The organism is Mesorhizobium sp. M0306 (genome assembly GCF_040321655.1).
Taxonomy (GTDB): domain Bacteria; phylum Pseudomonadota; class Alphaproteobacteria; order Rhizobiales; family Rhizobiaceae; genus Mesorhizobium.
The window spans coordinates 81377-102877 of sequence record NZ_JAMYRY010000010.1; the positions used below are offsets into that span (position 1 = coordinate 81377).

Sequence of the window (21501 nt, forward strand, 5' to 3'; positions counted from 1 at the left end):
GCGAGTTTGGCGGGAATTTTGTGCTTTGCTATTCGCCAGATCGCCTTCTTACGACCCCAGACTGCCTTCTTACGACCAGGAGCCGCTGCAACGATGTTTTCCGAATTTGCCAGAGCGATTGTGGAAAAGCTTTCGAACGTCAATCTGACCACGCTCGGCCTGCTTCTCCTCACCGCACTGGGCAGCGCGGTGATCGCCTACTGGCGAACTGTCGAACATAAATCCCTCAGGGACTTTTTCGACTTCGCCTTCCCGCCGGAAGTCATCCTGCACCCGTCGGCGCGAGCCGACGCCCTGTTCTGGATTACGAAACGGGCGATGATGCCTTTCCTGCTCATTCCTGCCGGCGTCACCTTCGTCGTCGCGGTGGGCTATGGCACACGCGAGGCAATCGGCTGGCTCTTTAACATCCACGCGCTGCTTCTCGCCGGCCCGGCGGGACCGGTGACGATCGTCATCTTCACCGCAACCATGCTGGTCGCCTATGACATTTCATACTACCTGTACCACGTCGCCCAGCACCGCTTCCCGTTCCTGTGGGAATTGCACAAGGTGCATCATTCGGCCGAGGTGATGGTGGGGATCACCAAGGACCGGGTTCATCCGCTGGACGATCTGATGAACCGTATGTGGGATGGCGTCATCCCGGGCATCTGCTTCGGTATCTGGAGCCTGATCGCACTCGATCCGGTAGAGGTCGCTATCTTCGGCATCAACGTCTACGTCATCCGCAACATCCTGATGATGGACTTTGTTCGCCATACGCATCTCAAGATATCGTTCGGCCCGTTGAACAACATCATCCTGTGTCCGCACTGGCACCAGGTGCATCACAGCATCGACCCGCGTCACTACGATAAGAATTTCGGCCTGCTTTTTTCGTTCTGGGATCGTCTGTTCGGAACGCAATTTGTCCCGGAGCCGGATGAAGACCTGAAATTTGGCCTGGTCGATCGCGATGTGCGCGATTACCAGTCGCTCTTTGGGCTCTACATCCTGCCGCTCAAGAAGATGGCAAGGCATGTCATGCGACTGTTTCACAGACGGCCCAATGTGGTCGCGCAGCCACAGGACAGTTCTCCTTCATGAACACCGCCGTTTCCATCGACGTCCTAGGCGCGGAGCGCCTGGAAATCGTCCGTTCGGCGGATCGCCTGGCTGCGGTCGAAGCCGCTTGGATGGAGCTTTGGCATCGCACCGACGGGCTGATCTTTCAAAGCCATGCCTGGATTTCGGCATGGTGGAGTACCGTACAACGCCGTGACCAGCGCGCATTGCGGATCGGCCTGGTCTGGAAGGGCGAGAAACTCGTCGGCGTCGTTCCGCTGGCGATCGGCAGGCGCAGGGGGCTGCGGTTTCTCGAATGGGCGGCCGGCAGCTATACCGACTATGGGGATATTCTCGTTGCTCCGGAATGCTCGTTGTCGGCGCTGCAGGAGCTATGGACCCAACTCTGCGATGCAGGTGGCTTCGATCTTGCCTTGATCAGTCGTCTCTCGCCGGATGCGGCGGCCCGCAAAATTTTCACGCCGGGAGCTTCCGGCGGCATCAGGCTTCGTCACTTTCACCGAACGGAAGTCAGCTATCGCGTTGCCGGACAATGGGAAAGCGGAGCGGCATGGTTTGCGGACCAGTCGAAAAAGACGCGCCAGAACTATCGGCGCGGCATCAAAGCGCTGGAAGAAGCCGGAGAGGTGAGATTTCGCCTGCTTGCGCCCGACGAGCCGCTGCAACCGGTACTGGAACGCCTCGCGGCCTTGAAACGGAAATGGCTGACCGAGCGCATGCGTGAGTCAGACCTCTTCGAAGAGGGCGTGCCAGTACTCGCCGCGCTCGTCGATGCGCTGGCGCGCGCCGGCGTGCTGCATATCTTCGTCCTCGAATGCAATGGCGTGATGGTCGCGGTGTCGATCAACTTCGTCCAGCACGATGTGATGATGGCCTTCGTGACGACGTTCGATCCGGATTTCGGCCGGGCGTCGCCGGGTGTGATCCTGTTGATGGATTACGTACAGTGGTCGATCGATCACGGCTTGAGCATTGTCGATTTCCTCTGTGGCGCAGAGTCGTTCAAACACAAATTCTCAACGCAGGCGGTTACGCTGGAATCCGTCATCGGAACGCGCACGGCACAGGGTGCGCTTGCATCTCTTGCCGATCGTGTCCTTCAGACCGTCAGGCATATGCGCGAGCGTTCATCGGCACCACCAGAGGGACGCGATGCGCCCGCTCAAGCCGAAACAGCCTTGGACTAAAGCGCGTCGCGTTCGATCGGCCTCATGCGACGCGCTTTAGATTCTTGTTTTTATCCATGTCGTTATCGCTAAACCGCTGCACACTTTTGCGCGACATGCATCAGAACGGTTCATCGTTTCACGGAAACGCCGAACCGCTCCATCTTTTTTGTTTTGACGCAATTCCGGACGAAAACCGTTCACACTTTTCCTGGAATTGCTGTAGCGGCCCGCTCGCAAAAAGCTCAAATGAAGCGCGGTATGGGTCCGTTTTGCGGCGTGGTGCGGTCGCCGAGATCGAGGAAGATTTCGTCGATGTAGCACCATCCCCAACCTTCCGGCGGATCGTAGCCTTCGATGACAGGATGGCCGGTTGCCCGAAAATGCTTGGTGGCATGACGGTTGGGCGAGTCGTCGCAGCAGCCGACATGGCCGCATGTGCGGCAGAGCCGCAGATGCACCCACTGCGAACCGCTCTTCAGGCATTCCTCGCAACCGAGCGCGCTCGGCGTCACGTCGCGAATATCCCCGGCATGCCTGCATTCGTCTGCCATCATACGCTCCTGACCAGTTGTGGCGCCACGGCGAGACTGCCATCGTGCGCGAGATATGCGTGCAGCGCTGCAACCACCTGGGCGCCTTCGCCGACGGCAGCGGCGACGCGCTTGATCGAGCCGGAGCGCACGTCGCCGATGGCGAACACGCCGCCGCGGTTCGTCTCCAGTGCACCACGTTCCTGGCCAATGTCAGGCCCGGTGCGAACGAAGCCCTTCGCGTCCAACGCCACGCCGCATTGCGCCAGCCAGTCGGTGTTCGGGTCGGCGCCGATGAACAGGAAGAGGTGGCGGATCGGACGTGCTGTCTCGGTGTCGCGGTTGCGCCAGCGCACTTTGCTAAGATTGCCGTCGTCGCCTTCCAGCGCCGTGATCTGCGTCTCAGCCAGCACTTCGATGTTCGGCTGTGCCCTGACGCGCTCCACCAGATAACGCGACATGCTCGCATCGAGGCTGCTGCCGCGCGCCAGCAGCCATACCTTGTTCACATGCGCCGCCAGATAGACGGCAGCCTGGCCAGCCGAATTGCCGGCGCCGACCAGGGCTACCTCTTGCCCGGCACAAAGCCGCGCTTCGATTGGCGAAGCCCAGTAATGCACGGAGGTTCCCTCGAATTGCGCCAGGTTTGCCATGTCGAGGCGGCGATAGCGCGCTCCGCTGGCGATCACCACCGACCGTGCCCGCACGGTCTCCCCGCTGCCGACAGCGAGCGTGTAGTGGGCGCCGGACGTGTCGCTTGCACTGCCCAGCCGCTTCGCCTCGTCCGGTATCACCATCTCGACGCCGAATTTCTGCGCCTGATTGTAGGCGCGCGCCATCAGCGCCATCCCCGAAATGCCGGTCGGGAAACCGAGATAGTTCTCGATGCGCGAGGAGGCGCCCGCCTGTCCACCAAAGGCACGGCAATCGAGCACGATCGTCGACAACCCTTCGGAAGCCGCGTAGACGGCCGCCGCGAGGCCGGCCGGTCCGGCGCCGACAATGGCCACGTCGTACAGCTTGCCGGCGTCGATCGGCCTCACCAGGCCGATGCAGCGGGCAAGCTCGTTCTCTCCGGGATTGAGCAGCAGCTTGCCGTTCGGACAGAGCACGATCGGCAAATGGTGGATATCGACATGGAAGCGTTCGATCAGCGTCTTGGCGCAAGAATCGGTAGCCGAATCGAGAACCCGATGCGGCTGACCGCTGCGGGCCAGAAAACCTTGCAGCCGCAACACGTCGCCGCTGTCGACCGGTCCGACAATGATCGGTCCGGCTGTGCCGCTCTCGAGCAGGCCGACACGACGCAGGATCAGCGCCCGCATGATGCGCTCGCCGAGGTTTGCTTCCTGCACCATCAGGTCCCGCAGCCTTTGCGAGGGGATGACGAGCGCGTCGACCGGCTCGACCGCCTCCACATCCACCAGTGAGGGTCGGGCTGAAAGCTGCGCCAACTCGCCGACGAAATTGCCTGCACCGTGCGTGACGATTGTTTCGCGCCGGCCGAAGCTGCCGCCCTGGATGATATCCACCTTGCCGGACAGGACCACGATCAGACCGGGCGCCAGCTCACCGGCTTTGACGATCTGTTCGCCTGTGGCATAGGACACGGCTTCGCCGAAACGGCCCATGCGGTCCAGGTCCGCCTCAGTCAGCGCTGGAAACATCTGATCGCGACGGGCAATGGAGGTCGGATTGGCGGATTGAGACATGGTTCGAACCTATCGCCGGTGTCCGACAGTTTGAAGCGGTTTTTTGCGGCTTGCGGCCGGTAGGAACCTAGCCCGCCTGTCGGTAAACGCTGTGCCCTTCGCTTCGCAGTTAACTGACGGCGGCCCGTGCGACGGTGTCGTCGCGACGTGCCTCACAATCCGTTGCATCTCCTTGATTTGTTTGATTTGCGCATCCCGGCAAACCCGGCGCATGCTGCTTCAGCCGGCACCTGTCTAAGCCGGCCAGGCCCGGCGCGCCGTCCTGTGTCAAACTCTCGGCCGCCGGGCTTCTGGACAGCAGAAGACGGCCTGTGTCCGTGCACTCCGCAAACGGGCCTGCGGCCTGTTGTTCGGCGAGTGCTCAGGCAGCTACCTGAAGCACAATCTTGCCGCGCGTGTGCTGCTTCTCGAGCTGTTCCTCGGCTCTGGCGACTTCCTCAAGAGGATAGATTGCCTGCACGAATGGCCTGACCTTCCCGGCGTCGATGAGGCGGCTGATCTCGGCAAGCTGTGCCGCGTTCGGCTTGGTCAAATAGGAAACGCCGCGAGCCCGATGCTGGCGGGCCTTTTCCGCCGACGGTTCGGAAAGCGTTGAGACGAGCGTCCCGCCGGGCTTGAGCACGTCCCACGAGCGGTCCTGTGTTTCACCCGCTACCAGGTCGAAGACGAGGTCGACGTCCTCGACAACCTCCTCGAAGCGCTGGTTCTTGTAATCGACCGCCTGGTCGGCGCCAAGCGCGCGGACGAAATTGAAATCCTGCGCGGAAACGGTCGTCGCGACGAAGGCGCCCGCAGCCTTTGCAAACTGCACCGCCAGATGACCGACGCCGCCGGCGCCACCATGGATGAGGACCCGCTGCCCGGATTTGAGACCGCCGTGATCGAAAAGGCCTTGCCACGCGGTAAGGCCCGCAAGTGGCACGGCGGCGGCTTCGGCGTGGCTTAAGCGTTGCGGCTTCGCCGCCGCCTCCGTTGCCTTGACGACGACATATTCGGCGTTGCCGCCGCGGTCGTTGCCGAGCATGGCATATAGCGGATCGCCCTTCTTCAGCGTATGGGCCCGCGTGCCGCACAGTTCCACCACACCGGATACGTCGCGGCCGAGCGTGACGGGCAGATCCGCGCCCGAAGAGCCCTCGCGAACCTTGTAGTCGACGGGATTGACGCTTGCCGCGTAGACCTTGAGCGTGACCTCGTCGTCATGCGGCTGAGGCAACGGAACCGCATCCAGCGAAAGAACCTCCGGTCCACCAAAATCGTGGATACGGACGGCCTTCATAGTAATCATGGCTTGCTCCTCATCGGGTTGCAGTCCAGTTCGCCTCTGAACAGTTTCGCCGGCAGGCCGGCGTCTATCCACCCGGCGGTTCGGTCGTAGCAAAGGCCGGCCGGTCGTGCGGGGTCAGTGTATCGTTTGCGAATGCTCGCCGCCGGGTTGCGAGATGCCGCTTAGCGCTTCACCTGCTGTCGCCGTCTCGCTGTTGGTGGCGAGGTCGCCCAGCGAAACGATGCCGACCAGGCGCTTGTCGCGGTTTAGCACCGGCAACCGGCGCACTTTCAGGTCAGCCATGTTGCGCAGAACATCCTCCGCGTCTTCGTCTTCGAAGCAATACCTGACCTCGGTGCTCATCACTTCCCGTACCTTGGCGTCAGGTGTCTTGCCTTGGGCGACGCCGCGGATTGCGATGTCGCGATCGGTTACCATGCCGACAAGCCGGTCGTTCTCGCCCACCGGCATTGCGCCGGCATCGAGGCGACCCATCATTTCTGCCGCATCGCGCAGGGTTTGCTGCGGACTGGCGATCTCGACGTCCTTTGTCATGCAGTTGCCGACTTTCATTTTAACCTCCATTGGTTGCAGGGCCCGCCGCCGGTTTCCATGATGGAAGGGTGAATGAGCGCCAGCGCAAAACGTTCCATGGCAAGACCCGTTTCGAGCGCTTCGCCAAAATCACCCTTGCCATCCTCCATACCGACCGCCCTTCAGGCGGTCGGCCCGGGAAAGGTCGGTTCCGAAGGAATTTCGGAAGGCGTGCCAGGAGGAATTCCGATTGGCTCCTGGTCCGGCGTTGGAATTGGATCCGGCGAGGGCGGGGGTACGCCTGGAGGTTCTGCCGGCGGAGTCTCCGGCGGGGCAGGCGGCCGGGCCGGCTCCGGATTGGGATTGTCCGGCAGTGGATTCGGGTTGTTCGGATCGGGATTGTTCATCGATCACTCCCGTGACATCTGTGGCCTGATCTCCGCCAAGAGCGGGTTGCGGCAGCGGCGAGCAGGCTCTCCTGTCCTAAACCAAGGGGAAGCAAAAGCGTTCCCACATCCGATGCCAAGCGATGCCAACCTATCGGGCGGTTCCCAGGCTGGCATACATTCCGTTGGTGCGGAATTGCGTCGGGTTGACGCCGTAGAGGCGGCGGAAGACCTTCGAAAAATAATTGGCATCCTCGAAGCCGCACATGATGGCGACCTCCTTGACCGGCAGGAAATCGGCCTTCGTCAGCAACTTCGCCGCGCGCTGCAGTCGCTGCTGCAGTACGAATTCGGCGGGTGGAAGTCCCTCGCTCTCGGCGAAGCAGCGCGAGAAATGCGCACGGCTCAGGCCGCTGATCTCGGCGAGATCGGCAACGCGGAGCGGCCTGTCGAGGTTGGCCTTGATGTGATCGATGACCGGCTGCATGGCGCTCTTGTCGTCGGTGACGGCATGCGAGCCGAAGACATCGTCGTAGAGCGCCATGGCTGCTTCATAGGCGACGGCCGACGCGGCTCCGGGCGAGACCGCGCCCGTGATCAGGCGCACGCTGCAATCGGCCAGATGATCGATCGTCGAGGGCTTCAGCCGTAGCACGGGACCGACGGCGGCAAGGATCGACTTGTGGATGCGCAGTGCCTCCTCGCCGTTCATCGATATCCAGAAGAATTCCCAGCGTTCGCCCCTGGCCAGCCAGTAACGGTGGTTGTGCGGCACGAGAACCAGCAACGTATCGCCCTTTTGCAGGCGGTAGTTCCGGTTCTCGTAGCGCAATCGGCCGGTGCCGCTGATCGTGTGCTGGAGCACGGTAAACGGCGTCTGGCCGCGCCTGCGCCCATCCCAGTCGTAGACCTCGTTCTCGCGAACTTCATAGCCGGTGCTTGTCGGCATGGTGTGCAGGCGCTGGCGGCCGCGCGGCAGCGATACCGTCCTGCCCGCCGGCCCGGCGTCGATCAAGTTCCGCAGCACAAAATTACCCCTAAAAGCATAATCCTTCTCTGGTCGCGTGCTGAATTAGGCGCATAATCCCTCGAGAAAAGCAAAAGAAACCGCGGTCAAAGAGCGGACGGGAGGAAGTGCCGGATTCCAGCCTGCATGCCACGGCAGGCGGGCCGGGCCTCTTTTCGCCGCCTTTGCCCTAGCATTCGATCAGGTCGAGGTGAGACTGATGAGTTTCAAGATCGCTATCATCGGTGCCGGAAGCGTCGGCTTCACCAAGAAGCTCTTTACCGACATTTTGTGCGTTCCTGAATTCAGGGATGTCGAATTCGCGCTGACCGATCTCAGCGAGCGCAACCTTCAGATGATCAAGTCGATCCTCGACAGGGTCGTCGAATTCAACAGGCTGCCGACCAAGGTTACGGCAACGACCGACCGCCGTGCTGCCCTCGAGGGTGCCCGCTACGTCATCAGCTGCGTTCGCGTCGGCGGTCTCGAAGCCTATGCCGACGACATCCGCATTCCGCTGAAGTATGGCATCGACCAATGCGTCGGCGACACGATCTGCGCCGGCGGCATCCTCTACGGCCAGCGCAACATTCCGGTAATCCTCGATTTCTGCAAGGACATCCTCGAAGTCGCCGAGCCTGGGGCGAAATTCCTGAACTACGCCAACCCAATGGCCATGAACACCTGGGCGGCGATCGAATATGGCAAGGTCGATACTGTCGGCCTCTGCCACGGCGTCCAGCATGGCGCCGACCAGATCGCCGAAGTGCTCGGCGCCAAGTCGCGCACCGAGCTCGACTACATCTGCTCCGGCATCAATCACCAGACCTGGTTCATCGACCTGCGTCTCAACGGCCGCAAGATCGGCAAGGACGAGCTGGTTGCCGCCTTCGAGGCGCATCCGGTCTATTCGCAGCAGGAAAAGCTGCGCATCGACGTCCTGAAGCGCTTCGGCGTCTATTCGACCGAAAGCAACGGCCATCTTTCCGAATACCTGCCATGGTATCGCAAGCGGCCGGACGAAATCACCCGCTGGATCGACATGTCCGACTGGATCCACGGCGAGACCGGCGGCTACCTTCGTTATTCGACCGAAACGCGCAACTGGTTCGAAACCGAATTCCCACAATTTCTCGAATCCGCCGCCAGGCCGATAGACCCCGCCAAACGCTCCAACGAGCATGCCAGCCACATTCTCGAAGCGCTGGAGACGAACCGCGTTTATCGCGGCCACTTCAACGTCAAGAACAACGGCATCATCACCACCCTGCCGCAGGACGCGATTGTCGAGTCGCCCGGCTTCGTCGACCGCTTCGGTATCAACATGGCGGCAGGCATCACGCTGCCGGAGGCCTGCGCTGCCACTTGCATTTCCTCGATCAACGTCCAGCGCATGTCGGTTCATGCGGCAATCTCCGGCGATATCGACCTGCTGAAGCTCGCGGTCCTGCACGACCCGCTGGTCGGCGCGGTTTCGACGCCGGAAGAGGTTTGGCAAATGGTGGACGAGATGGTCGTCGCCCAGTCCCGCTGGCTCCCGCAATATGCCGATGCGGTGCCGGCCGCGAAGGAGCGGCTTTCGAAATCCAGGGTCAAGACCCGCGAATGGGCCGGTGCGGCGCGACGCGACGTCCGTTCGATCGAGGAATTGCGTGCGGAAAAATCGGCTCTCAAGCAGGCCGTCTGAATTTCATCAGGACGGACTGCGGTAAAGTTTCGGAGGGATTTTCGGCGCCGCACCGTCTGCATATCGTTCGAGGAGAAATGGAGCGGCGTCAACGCGCTCCTGAACAACAGGGAGGAGAGACGATGAGGAACTTTCGAAACATTGGCATTCTCGCCGGGCTGGCGCTTAGCGTCTCGGCCTCGGCGCTGAGCGCATATGCATCCGAGCCGACGGTGCCGCCGGTGCCCGCGCAATTTCCCGCCGAGGGAAAGATCAAACACGTCGCGCGCGACTCGATCCTGGAGTTCAAGGCACTTCCAGAATACCACGAACCCGATTGGGTCACCGACAAATACGTCAAGGCAGGCAAGCTGCCGCCGGTCAAGGACCGGCTGCCTAAGGAGCCGCTGGTCTTCAAGACCGGCAATATGCCGGACGGCGTCGGTGTCTACGGTGACACCATGCGCCATGTCATCGGCGGCCGGCCGGAGGGCTGGAACTATGGCGCCGGCCAGACGCAGGGCTGGGGCGGCATCGACATCGGCCTTTCCGAATGCCTGACGCGCACCGCACCGCTTTTCCAGGTCGAGGCCAAGGACACGGAGCCGCTGCCTAACCTCGCCAGGAGTTGGGACTGGTCGAAGGACGGCCACACGCTGACGATGCATCTGGTCGCGGGCGCGAAATGGTCGGACGGCGTTCCGTTCAACGCCGACGATGTGATGTTCTACTGGGACGACGAGGTGATCGACCCTAATGTGTCGCCGCTGAACGGCGCGACGCAGGAGACCTTCGGCGTCGGCACGACGTTGAAGAAAATCGACGACTATACCGTCGAGTGGACCTTCAAGGACGCCTTTCCGAAGCAATATCTCTACGCCATGGCTTACGGCACCTTCTGTCCGGGCCCGTCGCATATCCTCAAGCCGCAGCATCCGAAATATTCGAAGAACACCTACGAGCAGTTCAAGAACGCCTTCCCGCCGGAATATATGAACATGCCGGTGATGGGTGCCTGGGTGCCGGTGGCATACCGCCCCGACGACATCATCGTCATGCGCCGCAATCCGTACTATTGGAAGGTCGACGAGAAGGGCAACCAGCTGCCGTATCTCAACGAGCTGCATTACAAGCTGTCGACCTGGGCCGACCGCGACGTTCAGGCGGTGTCGGGGGCGGGCGACTTCTCCAATCTGGAGCAGCCGGAGAACTTCGTCGCCTCGCTGAAGCGAGCGGCGCAAAAGGACGCGCCGGCACGGCTTGCCTTCGGCCCGCGGCTGATCGGCTATAATCTGCGCATGAATTTCTCAGCCAATGGCTGGGGCAACCCCGACGAGCGCGGACAGGCGGTACGCGAGCTGAACCGCAACGAGGATTTCCGCAAGGGCGTCACCATGGCGCTCGACCGCAAGGCGCTCGGCGACTCGCTGGTCAAGGGTCCGTTCACTGCCATCTATCCGGGCGGCTTCTCCTCGGGTACGAGCTTCTACGACCGGAAGTCGACGGTCTACTACCCCTTCGATCTCGAAGGCGCCAAGGCGGAACTCGCCAAGGCAGGCCTGAAGGACACCGACGGCGACGGGTTCGTCAATTTTCCTGCCGGCACCGCCGGCGGCAAGAATGTCGAGATCGTGATGCTCGTCAACAACGATTACACCACCGACAAGAGCCTCGCGGAGGGCATCGTCGGCCAGATGGAGAAGCTAGGTCTTCGCGTTGTCCTGAACGGGTTGAACGGTACCCAGCGCGATCAGGCTAATTACTCCGGTCGCTTCGACTGGCTGGTAAGGCGCAACGAAACGGAGCTCACCTCGGTAGTGCAGAACACCGAGCAACTGGCGCCGGTCGGTCCACGCACCAGCTGGAACCACCGCGCTCCGGAAAACGGCCAGGTTGATCTGATGCCGTTCGAGAAGGACCTTGTCGACATCGTCAACAAGTTCGTCTCGGCGCAGGACAATGACCAGCGCGCCAGTCTGATGAAGCAGTTCCAGAAGGTCTCGACGGAACACGTCTATACCGTCGGGCTCACCGAATATCCCGGCGCGCTGATCATCAACAAACGTTTCTCCAATATCCCGCAGGGAACGCCGATCTTCATGTTCAACTGGGCCGAGGACTCGATCGTCCGCGAGCGGGTCTGGGTGGCCGCCGACAAGCAGCAGAAATATGAACTGTTTCCCGAGCAGCTTCCCGGAAAGCCCGGCGACAAGGGTCCGACGAACTGAGTTTCCTCCCCTGACTTGAAAATTCCCGGCCGCGCTGCTGGCGCGGCCGGGACAAAGCCAGCGGTGAGGGATAACTGAGAACCTGAGCGAGGAGAAAAACGGTCGATGCTGCGATTTCTGCTTATGCGCATAGCATCCGCAATACCGGTTCTCGCCATTTTGAGCGTGGTTACCTTCGCGATCATCCAGGCACCGCCGGGTAACTATGCCGACTATATCCGCTTGCAGCTCATCAACCAGGGTGGAGCCTCCTTTGCCGAGGCCGATGCCCAGGCGAAGGCTTACAGCGTGGAGCATGGCCTCGATAAGCCGGTTCCGCTCCAATACCTGAACTGGATCGCCGGCATCGTCACCCGCGGCGATTTCGGCCACAGCCTGTATTACAACAAGCCTGTCGCCGACGTGGTGGGCGAGCGGCTGCCGCGCACGCTGCTGCTTGCGCTTGTCTGCCACTTGTTGGCTTCGGTGCTGGGAATCGGCTTTGGCATCTGGGCGGCGACCCGGCAGTACAGCTGGATCGACAGTACGCTATCAGCGATTTCCTTTCTCGGCATGACGGTACCGCGCTTCCTGATGGCGCTGATCATCGTCTATCTGCTGGTCTTCCAGTTCAACGTCTCCGAGATCGGCAGCTTCTTTTCGCCGCAATTTGGCGGGGCGCCGTGGTCTTGGGCGAAGTTCGTCGATCTCGTCCGACATGTCTGGCCGGTTGTCGCCATCGCCACCTTCGGCGGGCTCGCCTACAACATGCGGGTGATGCGCGGCAATCTGCTCGACACGCTGAACGCGCAATATGTCGAAACCGCTCGCGCCAAGGGCCTCAGCGGCGGTGCGGTCGTCATGCGCCATGCGGTGCCCAATGCGCTGCATCCGCTGGTCATGTATCAGGGCGTGGTGCTGCCTTATATGCTGACCGGCGAGATCGAGACTGCGATCATCTTTGCCCTGCCGACCGTTGGCCCGGCGATCGTTGGTTCGATGGCGGTCGGCGACGTCTATGTCACGGCGACCTTCATGATGGTGCTGTCGGCGACGCTGATCGTCGGCAACATCATCGCCGACATGCTGCTCGTTATGCTCGACCCGCGTGTGCGCCAATATGCAGGGTCCTGAGATGCTTGCTTTCGAGCCCTCGCTGCCGCCACTTGCCGAGCAACCGGCCAAGGTCAAGCCGCGCGGCAATGAGAGCTACATCGCGCTCGTCTGGCGCCGCCTGAAACGGTCCTGGACCGGCATGGCCGGGCTCATCCTGGTTGCGTTTCTGGTGCTGCTGGCGGTGTTTGCCGACTTCTTCGCACCGATGGATCCCAAGGTGACCGATGTCGGCTTTGCCCCGCCGCAGATGATGAGCTTCCATGACAGAGACGGCAACTTCGTCTTCCAGCCACGCGTCTATGCCCTGGCGGATTCGGAAGACCTCGACCCGGTTACCTTCCAACCCGTCGTCGGGCCGGACTACGACCATCCGCGGCTGCTCGGCTTCTTCGTCAAGGGAGCGGAGTACAGACTGCTCGGCCTGCTTCCCGCGAACCGGCACTTCTTCGGCTCGACCGACGGCCAGCCGGTGCATTTCCTTGGCACCGACAAATTCGGCCGCGATGTGCTGGCTCGTGCGATCTATGGTTCGCGCATCTCGTTGATGATCGCATTGACCGTGGTCTTCATCGTCACCGTGATCGGCACGACGGTCGGCATGGTGTCGGGCTATTTCGGCGGCACATTCGATGTCTGGGTCCAGCGCTTCGTCGAACTGGTGCTCGCATTTCCGCAATTGCCGCTTTATCTGGCGCTGACGTCACTCGTTCCGGTGACGGCGCCGACGAATGTCTTTCTGGCCTTCGTGATCGTTGTCATGTCGGCACTCGGCTGGGCGCAGATGTCGCGCGAGGTGCGCGGCAAGACCCTGGCACTGGCGCGGATCGACTACGTTCGTGCGGCGATGGCGGTCGGCGCCACGGACGGCCGCATCATCATGCAACATATTTTTCCAAACGTGATGAGCCACGTCATCGTTGCGGTCACGTTGGCAATCCCCAGCGTGGTCCTGCTCGAATCCTTCCTTGGTTTTCTCGGCTTCGCGGTGAAGCCGCCGCTGATCTCCTGGGGCCTGATGCTGCAAGACACCGCGACCTATTCGGTCATCGGCACTTATCCCTGGATCCTCTCGCCGGTCGGCTTCGTGCTTGTCACCGTCTTCGCGTTCAACGCGCTTGGCGATGGACTGCGCGATGCGGTCGATCCGTATTGACGTGACATGATGCAACACGCGCTCGTCAAATCCTTCGCACCGCCTGTCCGGCTCGACCATGACGGCCGTTCGGAAAACCCGGTCATCGATGCCCGCAACATCGCCGTCGATTTCAAGGTCGAACACGGCATGGTCGAAGCCGTCAAGGACATCTCGTTCCAGCTCTATCGCGGCGAGACGATCGCCATTGTCGGCGAGTCCGGATCGGGCAAGTCGGTGACGGCGCGCACCGTCATGGGGCTGTTGTCGAAGCGCGCGGTGGTGTCGCCGAAATCGACCGTCGAATACAACGGCGCGAACATCCTGAAATTTTCCGAGCGTGCGCGGCGCAAACTGCGCGGCGACCGCATCTCGATGATCTTCCAGGAGCCGATGAGTTCGCTCAACCCGATCTACACGATCGGCAGCCAGATCGTCGAGGCGATACGGGTGCATCGCAAGATGAGCCGCAGGCAGGCCGAAGCAAGAGCGCTCGAGCTGCTGCAGCAGGTGCAGATTCCTGAACCCCAGGCGCGGCTGAAGCAATACCCGCACCAGCTTTCCGGCGGCCAACGCCAGCGTGTGATGATCGCCATGGCACTGGCCAACGATCCGGATGTGCTGATCGCCGATGAGCCGACGACGGCGCTCGACGTCACGGTTCAGGCGCAGATCCTCAATCTCATCCGAAACCTGCAGAAGAAACTGCGCATGGCGGTGATCCTGATCACGCACGACCTGACGGTGGTGCGGCAGTTCTCCGACTATGTCTACGTCATGCAGCATGGGGAGATGCGCGAGCACAATGTGACGGAGAAGCTGTTTGCCAATCCGCAGCATCCCTACACCTGTCACCTGCTTGCCTCCGAGCCGCGCGGCCAGGCAAATCCGTTGCCGGAAGGCGCCGACGTCATTCTTGAAGCCAAGGATGTGCGCGTCTCCTTCATGCTGCGGCATGGCACGTTCATGAGGCCGGACCTGCGCGAACTCGTCGCCGTCGACAGCCTCAGCCTGACACTTCTCCGGCACGAGACGCTGGGTCTCGTCGGCGAATCCGGATCGGGCAAAACCACCTTCGGCGAGGCGTTGCTCAGGCTCAACACCACGGACAGCGGCGAGATCTATTTCGATGGCCAGCCGATCCATGGCTGTTCGCGGGCGCAGATGCGGCCGTTGCGGTCGCGCATGCAGGTCGTCTTCCAGGATCCGTTCTCGTCGCTCAACCCGCGCATGACGATCGGCCAGATCATCGAGGAAGGGCTGGTCGTCAACCGCATGGGCGCCACCAGGAACGATCGGATCGAGCGGGTGCGCGAGGCGCTGATCAGCGCCGGCATGCCCGGCGATATCCTGTCGCGCTTCCCGCACGAGTTTTCCGGCGGCCAGCGCCAGCGTATTGCGATTGCCCGCGCCGTCGCGCTCGAACCCGAATTCATCGTGCTCGACGAGCCGACATCGGCGCTGGATCTCTCGGTCCAGGCGCAGATCATCGAACTGCTGCGCAAGCTGCAGCGCGAACGGGGCCTGAGCTACATCTTCATCTCGCACGACCTCAAGGTCGTGCGGGCGCTGTGCCATCGCGTCATCGTCATGCAGCACGGCCGGATCGTCGAAGAGGGGCCGGTCGACGAAGTCCTGTCCCATCCCAAAACCGCTTACACCGAACGGCTGGTCAAAGCCGCTTTCGAGGTAGCCTGATTGCTTATGCCGGAGGTCGTTGTGGCAAGAAATCCCAAGGTCGCTTTCATCGGAGCTGGCTCGACGGTGTTCATGAGGAACATCGTCGGCGACATATTGCAGCGTCCGGCTTTATCCGGCGCGACGATCGCGCTGATGGACATCAATCCGCAACGGCTCGAGGAAAGCGCAATCGTCGTCGGCAAGTTGATCTCGACGCTTGGCGTAAAGGCCAAAGCCGAAACCTATTCGGACCAGCGCAAGGGGCTGGCGGACGTCGATTTCGTCGTCGTCGCCTTCCAGATCGGCGGCTACGAGCCCTGCACGGTCACCGACTTCGAAGTTCCGAAGAAATACGGGCTGCGCCAGACCATCGCCGATACGCTCGGCGTCGGCGGCATCATGCGGGGCCTGAGAACCGTGCCGCATCTCTGGAAGATCTGCGAAGACATGCGCGCCATCTGCCCGCAGGCGATCATGCTGCAATATGTCAACCCGATGGCGATCAACACTTGGGCGATCGCGGAAAAATACCCCGACATCAAGCAGGTCGGCCTTTGCCATTCGGTGCAAGGCACGGCGATGGAGCTGGCGCATGACCTCGACATTCCCTACGAGGAAATTCGCTACCGCTCGGCCGGCATCAATCACATGGCCTTCTACCTGAAGTTCGAGCATCGCCAGCCGGACGGCTCCTACCGCAATCTCTATCCGGATCTGCTGCGCGCCTACAGCGAAGGGCGGGCGCCGAAGCCGGGGTGGAACCCGCGCTGCCCGAACAAGGTGCGCTACGAGATGCTGAAGCGCCTCGGTTACTTCGTCACCGAGAGCTCCGAACATTTCGCGGAATACACGCCCTATTTCATCAAGGACGGGCGCGAAGATCTGATCGAGAAATTCGGTATCCCGCTCGACGAATACCCGAAGCGCTGCATCGAGCAGATCGAACGCTGGAAGGGGCAAGCGGAAGCCTATCGCTCGGCTGACAAGATCGAAGTGGAGCAGTCGAAGGAATATGCGTCCTCGATCATGAACTCGGTCTGGACCGGCGAGCCGTCGGTGATCTACGGCAACGTCCGCAACAATGGCTGCATCACGTCATTGCCATATAATTGCGCCGCCGAGGTGCCATGCCTCGTCGACGCCTCGGGCATTCAACCCACGTTCATCGGCGACCTGCCGGTGCAACTCACCGCGCTGATCCGCACCAATATCAACGTCCAGGAGCTGACGGTCCAGGCGCTGATGACCGAGAACCGCGAGCACATCTATCACGCGGCGATGATGGACCCGCACACGGCGGCCGAGCTCGACCTCGACCAGATATGGTCGCTGGTCGATGATTTGCTGGTTGCGCATGGCGGTTGGCTGCCGGCCTGGGCGCGCGGAGCGCGCAGCGTTCGGGCGGCCTGAGGCGCCAATCCCACTCGGCTGTTCATTGTCGAGCAGGGCAGGGCTGCCCAGTTCATCGCTCTATGCCGACCGTAGGACCTGCTTTGAAAGCGGCGCGGCGTTGCCGGCCGATGTTTCGAAATCAAAGAGCTTCTGCGTCACCAGTGCAGCCGCTCCCCTTGCCCAGGAATTGTCCTCCCAGTCCAGCAGCATTGGTGGTGCCGCGCGAAAGGTATTTTTCCCAAGCGTCAGCCGCATTGGGCCAAACAGCGCATCGCCAAACGACACGGCTTCACCGCCGACGACAATGACCTCCGGGTCGGTGATGTTGACAAGATTGGCGAGATGCCGGCCGATGCCATGTCCGGCTTCTTCGAGAATGGCGACGGCTCGCGGTTCGCGGTCTGCCAAGGCTGCCATAAGGCTGACTTTGCTATCCGCTTCGTCGTGCCCGGTGGCTTCGCGCCAGGTGCGCAGGATCGCCGGCTCGGCGTAATAGGCCATCAAGCAGCCGCGTTTTCCGCACTCGCAAAGGCGGCCGTTCTCCTCATAAGAGCTGTGGCCGAACTTGCCGGCGGCACCGTTCGCGCCGCGATAGAGTTTGCCATCGAAGACGAGCGCGCAGCCGATTCCGACGCCGATCGCCAGCACAGCCATATTGCGGTGCTGGCGTCCCAGGCCGAAGAGTTGCTGGGCAATGGCATAGGCATTGGTGTCGTCCTCAAGCCACACGGGGACGTCTACCAGGTCGGCCAGCATCGGGCCAAGGGGAACGTTGTCCCAGTTGTAGCGATTGCTGCGGATACACACAGCCTTCTGGTTGTCTATGACGCCAGGCATTGAAACGCCGATCCCGGCAAGCTTGGCAGCGGGCCGATCGACAATCGAAATCAGCTCCGGTACCGCCTTGGCCAAGGTCGCTATGATATGGTCGGGATCGCTGTCCGAGAGCTTGACGCGCAGAGAGCCCAACGGATTGGTCGCAAGATCGGCGACCACGCATTCGACCGATCCGACCATCAGCTTGAAACCTATGGCAAGGCCGTTGGCATAGTTGATATCCACCGGAATAGGGCGGCGCCCAGCCGAGCCCACGACTGTCTTGCCTTCCATCAGCAGGCCCTCCTCGATGAGGTCGGCCACGACGAAGGTGACCGCTGCCGGACTAAGGCCCGTAACTGACGCTATGTCGGCCCGGCTGCGCGCTCCTTCCTGCCGCAAGAGATTGAGGATCAGTCTGCGGTTCATCGCCCGAGTCGTACTCGGGTCACCCTTGAGTTTCACGGATCCGCTTTCTTAATTTTGTAAATTAATTATTGCATCTCGAGAAAACATATGCATAAGTTGCCCGACTGTTCAACACCCGAACCGTGGTCAGCGAAATTAATCCGGTTAGCAATGTCACCGCGCTCTGAAGGGGCGGGCAAGCATATTCTCTTGCCCGGGAGGTGAGCTGCCGATCCGCGCCGTTGAAGAAGAACAACCGCGCCGGCCGGAGTGCCAGTAGAGAATTGACAACACGGGAGGAGTAACAATGACGTTCAAGTGGATTGGAAAGCCCTCTACGCGGCGCAATTTCCTGAAGGGAGCGGGCGGCATTTCCGCCGCAGCGCTCGCGGGCTTCCCGATGCCGGCACTCAGCCAGTCGAGCGAAGTCACCATCATTTCAGACGAAAACAATGCCGATGCCCTGCAGATTTTGCGGCGCATCGCGGCCGATTTCGAGAAGCAGTCAGGCACCAAAGTTGTAATCAACAACATGGATCACGAGGCCCACAAGACCGCGATCCGCAACTACCTTGTGGCCGGCGCGCCGGATATCTGCTTCTGGTTCTCCGGAAACCGCATGCGCGCTTTCGTCACCCGCGGCCTGTTCGACGACATTTCGGATCTGTTCGAGAAGGAGAAATATAAGGACGTGCTGGGTGCCACGACCGGTGCGGTCACGGTCGACGGCAAGCAGTATGGCCTGCCGACCGGCGGCACGATGTGGGGCATGTTCTATCGCAAGGACGTCTTTGCCGAGCACGGACTGACGGTACCGGCGACCTGGGACGAATTCCTGGCTTACGGCCAGAAATCCAAGGCTGCCGGCCTTATTCCGGTCAGCATCGGCACCAAGGAACTCTGGCCGGCGGCCGGATGGTTCGACCAGATGAACCTGCGGATCAACGGTCTCGACAAGCACTTTGCCTTGATGAACGCCAAGATGGCTTATACCGACCCGGCGCTGAAGGCTGTTTTCGACCACTGGGAAGAACTGATCAAGCAGGGTTTCTTCACGCCGGATCAGACGTCGTTCGGCTGGCAGGAGGCCGGCGCCTTCCTCGCCCAGAAGAAGGCCGGCATGATGAACCTCGGCGCCTTCGTGAAGGCTACTTTCCCTGAGCAGGATCTCGAGCAGCTGACATTCGCGCCTTTCCCGAAGATTGACGGCGCCCTCGACCGCTACGAAGAATTCTCGGTCAATTCGGTCCACATCCCGGCCAACGCCAAGAACAAGGCGGGTGCCCGCGAGTTCCTCGCCTTCTTCTACCAGCCGGAAAATTTCGGCCCTTATCTGGAACCTGGCGGCAACGTTCCGCCGCGCAACGACCTTCCGGCCAGCAAGGACCCGCTGGTCAACGCGGCTGTGGAAAGCCCGAAGACGGTGGCCGGCACGTCGCAATATTACGACCGCGATACCGATCCCGACATGGCCCAGGCCGGCCTGGTCGGCTTCCAGGAATTCATGGCCAAGCCGGAGCGCCGGGATGTCATTCTTCAGCGTCTCGAGGGAACTCGTCGCCGGATCTTCAAGATCTAGCGCCTCCCAGCGGAGGGGAGCGGGGTTCGTGCTCTGCTCCCCGATGCTTTCCGTGAATGAGGTCTCCCAAAATGACGAAGCTTTGGCGCCGCCATCGCTGGTGGTTGACACCGACACTCCTGATTCTGCCCGCCGCTGTGCTGTTTTCCGTCGTCATTCTGGCATCTGCGGTCGAGAGCCTATGGATTAGCCTGCACGAATGGGACGGCTTCAGCCCGATGGTCTGGATCGGCCTCGGCAACTACCGCGAACTGTTCGCCGACCCGCAGTTCTATGTTTCGCTGAAGAACAATCTGATCTGGTTGGTGATGTTCATGCTGGCGCCGCCGCTCGGCCTCGCCATCGCGCTGCTCGTCAACCAGAAAATCCGAGGTATGCGCCTGCTCAAATCGCTGTTCTTCATTCCGCTGGTGCTGGCTTCGGTTGCCGTCGGCGTTGTCTTCACCTGGGTCTATACGCCGGAATTCGGGCTTCTCGCGCTGATCTTCCGCACCTTCGGCGCGACCGCCCCGGCAGTGCTGTCGGATGAAAACTTCGTCACCTTCGCCGTCGTGATCGCAGCGTTGTGGCCGCAGATCGCCTTCTGCATGGTGCTCTATCTCGCCGGCCTCAACAATCTCAGCGAGGACCTGATCGGCGCCGGGCGGGTCGACGGCGCCAGGGGCTGGAACATGCTGCGCCACATCGTGTTGCCGCAGCTGACGCAGGTCACCTTTATCGCCATCGCCGTCACCGTCGTCGGCGCGCTGCGTTCCTTCGACATGGTCTCGGTGATGACCAGCGGCGGCCCCTTCGGTTCGTCCGAGGTGCTTGCCTATCAGATGTTCGAGCAGTCCATCTTTTCCTACCGCTTCGGCTATGGCGCGGCCATTGCTTCGGTGCTGTTCGTGATCATGGCGGTCTTCATCGCCTGGTACCTGACGCGGATGATCCGCGCCGATGAAAGGGGCGGCTGATGTTTCCTCGCCCGTTTCCCGAAACTGCTATTTGGCGGCGTCGCCTCTATGTCGTGCTGGTGACCGGCATCCTGATTGTCTGGCTGGCACCGCTCTTTGCCATCATTCTCACCTCGTTCCGCTCTACGCAGGATGTCATGGGCGGCAATCTGTGGGGCTGGCCGACGCAATTCGGCCTGGTCGACAACTACACGGCGGTCTTCACCCAGACGCCAATGGCCCGCTACTTCCTCAACAGCCTGACCATCACCATCCCCTCGGTGATGGGCGTTCTCATCTTGAGCACGCTCGCCGGGTTCGTGCTCGCCCGTTATCGGTTTCGCGGCAACATGCTCGTCTTCGCCCTGTTCGTCGGCGGAAACTTCCTGCCGCACCAGATCATGATGATCCCGGTGCGCGATCTCATGGTGCGGCTCAACCTCTACGACACGATGGCGGCCCTGATCATCTTCCACATCGCGTTCCAGACCGGGTTTGCGACACTGTTCATGCGCAACTTCATCGCCGCCTTGCCGGGAGAACTGTTTCAGGCCGCCAGGGCCGAGGGCGCGACGCCGTTTCAGACATTGGTACATGTCGTGGTCCCATTGGTGCGGCCGGCTCTCGCAGCGCTGGCCATCCTGCTCTTCACCTTTATCTGGAACGATTATTTCTGGGCGGTCGTGCTCACCATCAGCGATACCGTCAAACCGGTCACCGCCGGCCTCGCCAATCTGCGCGGCGAATGGGTCTCGGCCTGGAACCTGATCTCGGCTGGCACCATCGTCGTGGCTTTGCCGCCGGTTGCCATGTTCTTCCTAATGCAGAAGCACTTCATCACCGGCCTCACCATGGGAGCGGTCAAGGGATGAGCGACCATGGCTTCAAGGCGTCGCCC

General features: G+C 61.4%; 18 protein-coding genes. 11 read left to right on the forward strand and 7 right to left on the reverse strand.

The genetic code is table 11. The features are described 5' to 3' along the window. The first annotated feature begins 93 nt into the window (after positions 1–93). Both NKI95_RS16545 and NKI95_RS16550 read left to right on the forward strand, forming a co-directional pair. Positions 94–1089, forward strand: coding sequence for a sterol desaturase family protein (locus NKI95_RS16545; RefSeq protein ID WP_352718077.1), 996 nt, complete (start codon positions 94–96; stop codon positions 1087–1089). 332 nt (positions 1090–1421) lie between these two features. Beyond that, positions 1422–2255, forward strand: a complete 834-nt coding sequence (locus NKI95_RS16550; protein WP_352718078.1) for a GNAT family N-acetyltransferase — start codon at positions 1422–1424, stop codon at positions 2253–2255. A gap of 224 nt (positions 2256–2479) precedes the next feature. Here NKI95_RS16550 and NKI95_RS16555 read toward each other — a convergent pair whose 3' ends face one another. The 6 genes from NKI95_RS16555 to NKI95_RS16580 all read right to left on the reverse strand — a co-directional run bounded on the left by NKI95_RS16555 (position 2480) and on the right by NKI95_RS16580 (position 7615). Continuing rightward, positions 2480–2791, reverse strand: coding sequence for a UBP-type zinc finger domain-containing protein (locus tag NKI95_RS16555; RefSeq protein ID WP_036238601.1), 312 nt, complete (start codon positions 2789–2791; stop codon positions 2480–2482). Beyond that, positions 2788–4479 (reverse strand): FAD-dependent oxidoreductase, encoded by a 1692-nt coding sequence (locus NKI95_RS16560; RefSeq protein WP_352718080.1) that lies wholly within the window; start codon positions 4477–4479, stop codon positions 2788–2790. Before NKI95_RS16560 ends, NKI95_RS16555 begins: the two co-directional genes overlap by 4 nt. Before the next feature lie 361 nt (positions 4480–4840). Then, on the reverse strand, positions 4841–5767 hold the full coding sequence (locus tag NKI95_RS16565) for an NADP-dependent oxidoreductase (RefSeq protein WP_352718081.1): 927 nt from the start codon (positions 5765–5767) through the stop codon (positions 4841–4843). Between the two features lie 114 nt (positions 5768–5881). Then, positions 5882–6319, reverse strand: a complete 438-nt coding sequence (locus tag NKI95_RS16570) for a CBS domain-containing protein (protein WP_352472517.1) — start codon at positions 6317–6319, stop codon at positions 5882–5884. After that, positions 6316–6450, reverse strand: a complete 135-nt coding sequence (locus tag NKI95_RS16575; protein ID WP_352718083.1) for a hypothetical protein — start codon at positions 6448–6450, stop codon at positions 6316–6318. Before NKI95_RS16575 ends, NKI95_RS16570 begins: the two co-directional genes overlap by 4 nt. A 367-nt stretch (positions 6451–6817) precedes the next feature. Next, complete coding sequence (locus NKI95_RS16580; protein WP_352718279.1) at positions 6818–7615, reverse strand: AraC family transcriptional regulator; 798 nt, start codon at positions 7613–7615, stop codon at positions 6818–6820. A gap of 277 nt (positions 7616–7892) precedes the next feature. Here NKI95_RS16580 and NKI95_RS16585 point away from each other — a divergent pair, with 277 nt between their 5' ends. From NKI95_RS16585 to NKI95_RS16610, 6 genes are all read left to right on the forward strand, one after another. Then, positions 7893–9359, forward strand: a complete 1467-nt coding sequence (locus NKI95_RS16585; protein ID WP_352718085.1) for an alpha-glucosidase/alpha-galactosidase — start codon at positions 7893–7895, stop codon at positions 9357–9359. Positions 9360–9481: 122 nt separating this feature from the next. Continuing rightward, complete coding sequence (locus tag NKI95_RS16590) at positions 9482–11566, forward strand: ABC transporter substrate-binding protein (RefSeq protein ID WP_352718087.1); 2085 nt, start codon at positions 9482–9484, stop codon at positions 11564–11566. A 105-nt stretch (positions 11567–11671) separates the two neighbouring features. After that, positions 11672–12679 carry an ABC transporter permease gene (locus NKI95_RS16595; RefSeq protein WP_352661884.1) on the forward strand — a complete coding sequence of 336 codons (1008 nt, stop codon included), beginning with the start codon at positions 11672–11674 and terminating at the stop codon, positions 12677–12679. 1 nt (position 12680) lies between these two features. Further along, entirely contained in the window at positions 12681–13814 is a 1134-nt protein-coding gene (locus NKI95_RS16600; protein ID WP_352718088.1) for an ABC transporter permease, read from the forward strand. A gap of 9 nt (positions 13815–13823) precedes the next feature. After that, entirely contained in the window at positions 13824–15491 is a 1668-nt protein-coding gene (locus NKI95_RS16605) for an ABC transporter ATP-binding protein (protein ID WP_352718280.1), read from the forward strand. A 21-nt stretch (positions 15492–15512) separates the two neighbouring features. Continuing rightward, complete coding sequence (locus NKI95_RS16610) at positions 15513–16883, forward strand: alpha-glucosidase/alpha-galactosidase (RefSeq protein WP_352718089.1); 1371 nt, start codon at positions 15513–15515, stop codon at positions 16881–16883. A gap of 60 nt (positions 16884–16943) precedes the next feature. Here the strand turns inward: NKI95_RS16610 and NKI95_RS16615 are convergent, their stop codons facing one another. Beyond that, the gene (locus tag NKI95_RS16615; RefSeq protein ID WP_352718091.1) at positions 16944–18146 is read right to left on the reverse strand and encodes an ROK family transcriptional regulator; all 1203 of its coding nucleotides are present in this window, start codon (positions 18144–18146) and stop codon (positions 16944–16946) included. Between the two features lie 250 nt (positions 18147–18396). On the opposite strand from NKI95_RS16615, the gene NKI95_RS16620 reads away from it, so the two are divergent. The 3 genes from NKI95_RS16620 (at position 18397) to NKI95_RS16630 (ending at position 21475) form a co-directional block, all read left to right on the forward strand. Beyond that, positions 18397–19668: an ABC transporter substrate-binding protein gene (locus tag NKI95_RS16620; protein ID WP_352718093.1), complete on the forward strand. Its 1272-nt coding sequence runs from the start codon at positions 18397–18399 to the stop codon at positions 19666–19668. 71 nt (positions 19669–19739) lie between these two features. Further along, positions 19740–20624 carry a carbohydrate ABC transporter permease gene (locus NKI95_RS16625; protein WP_023677182.1) on the forward strand — a complete coding sequence of 295 codons (885 nt, stop codon included), beginning with the start codon at positions 19740–19742 and terminating at the stop codon, positions 20622–20624. Beyond that, on the forward strand, positions 20624–21475 hold the full coding sequence (locus NKI95_RS16630; RefSeq protein WP_352718095.1) for a carbohydrate ABC transporter permease: 852 nt from the start codon (positions 20624–20626) through the stop codon (positions 21473–21475). Before NKI95_RS16625 ends, NKI95_RS16630 begins: the two co-directional genes overlap by 1 nt. The last annotated feature ends 26 nt before the right edge of the window (positions 21476–21501 follow it).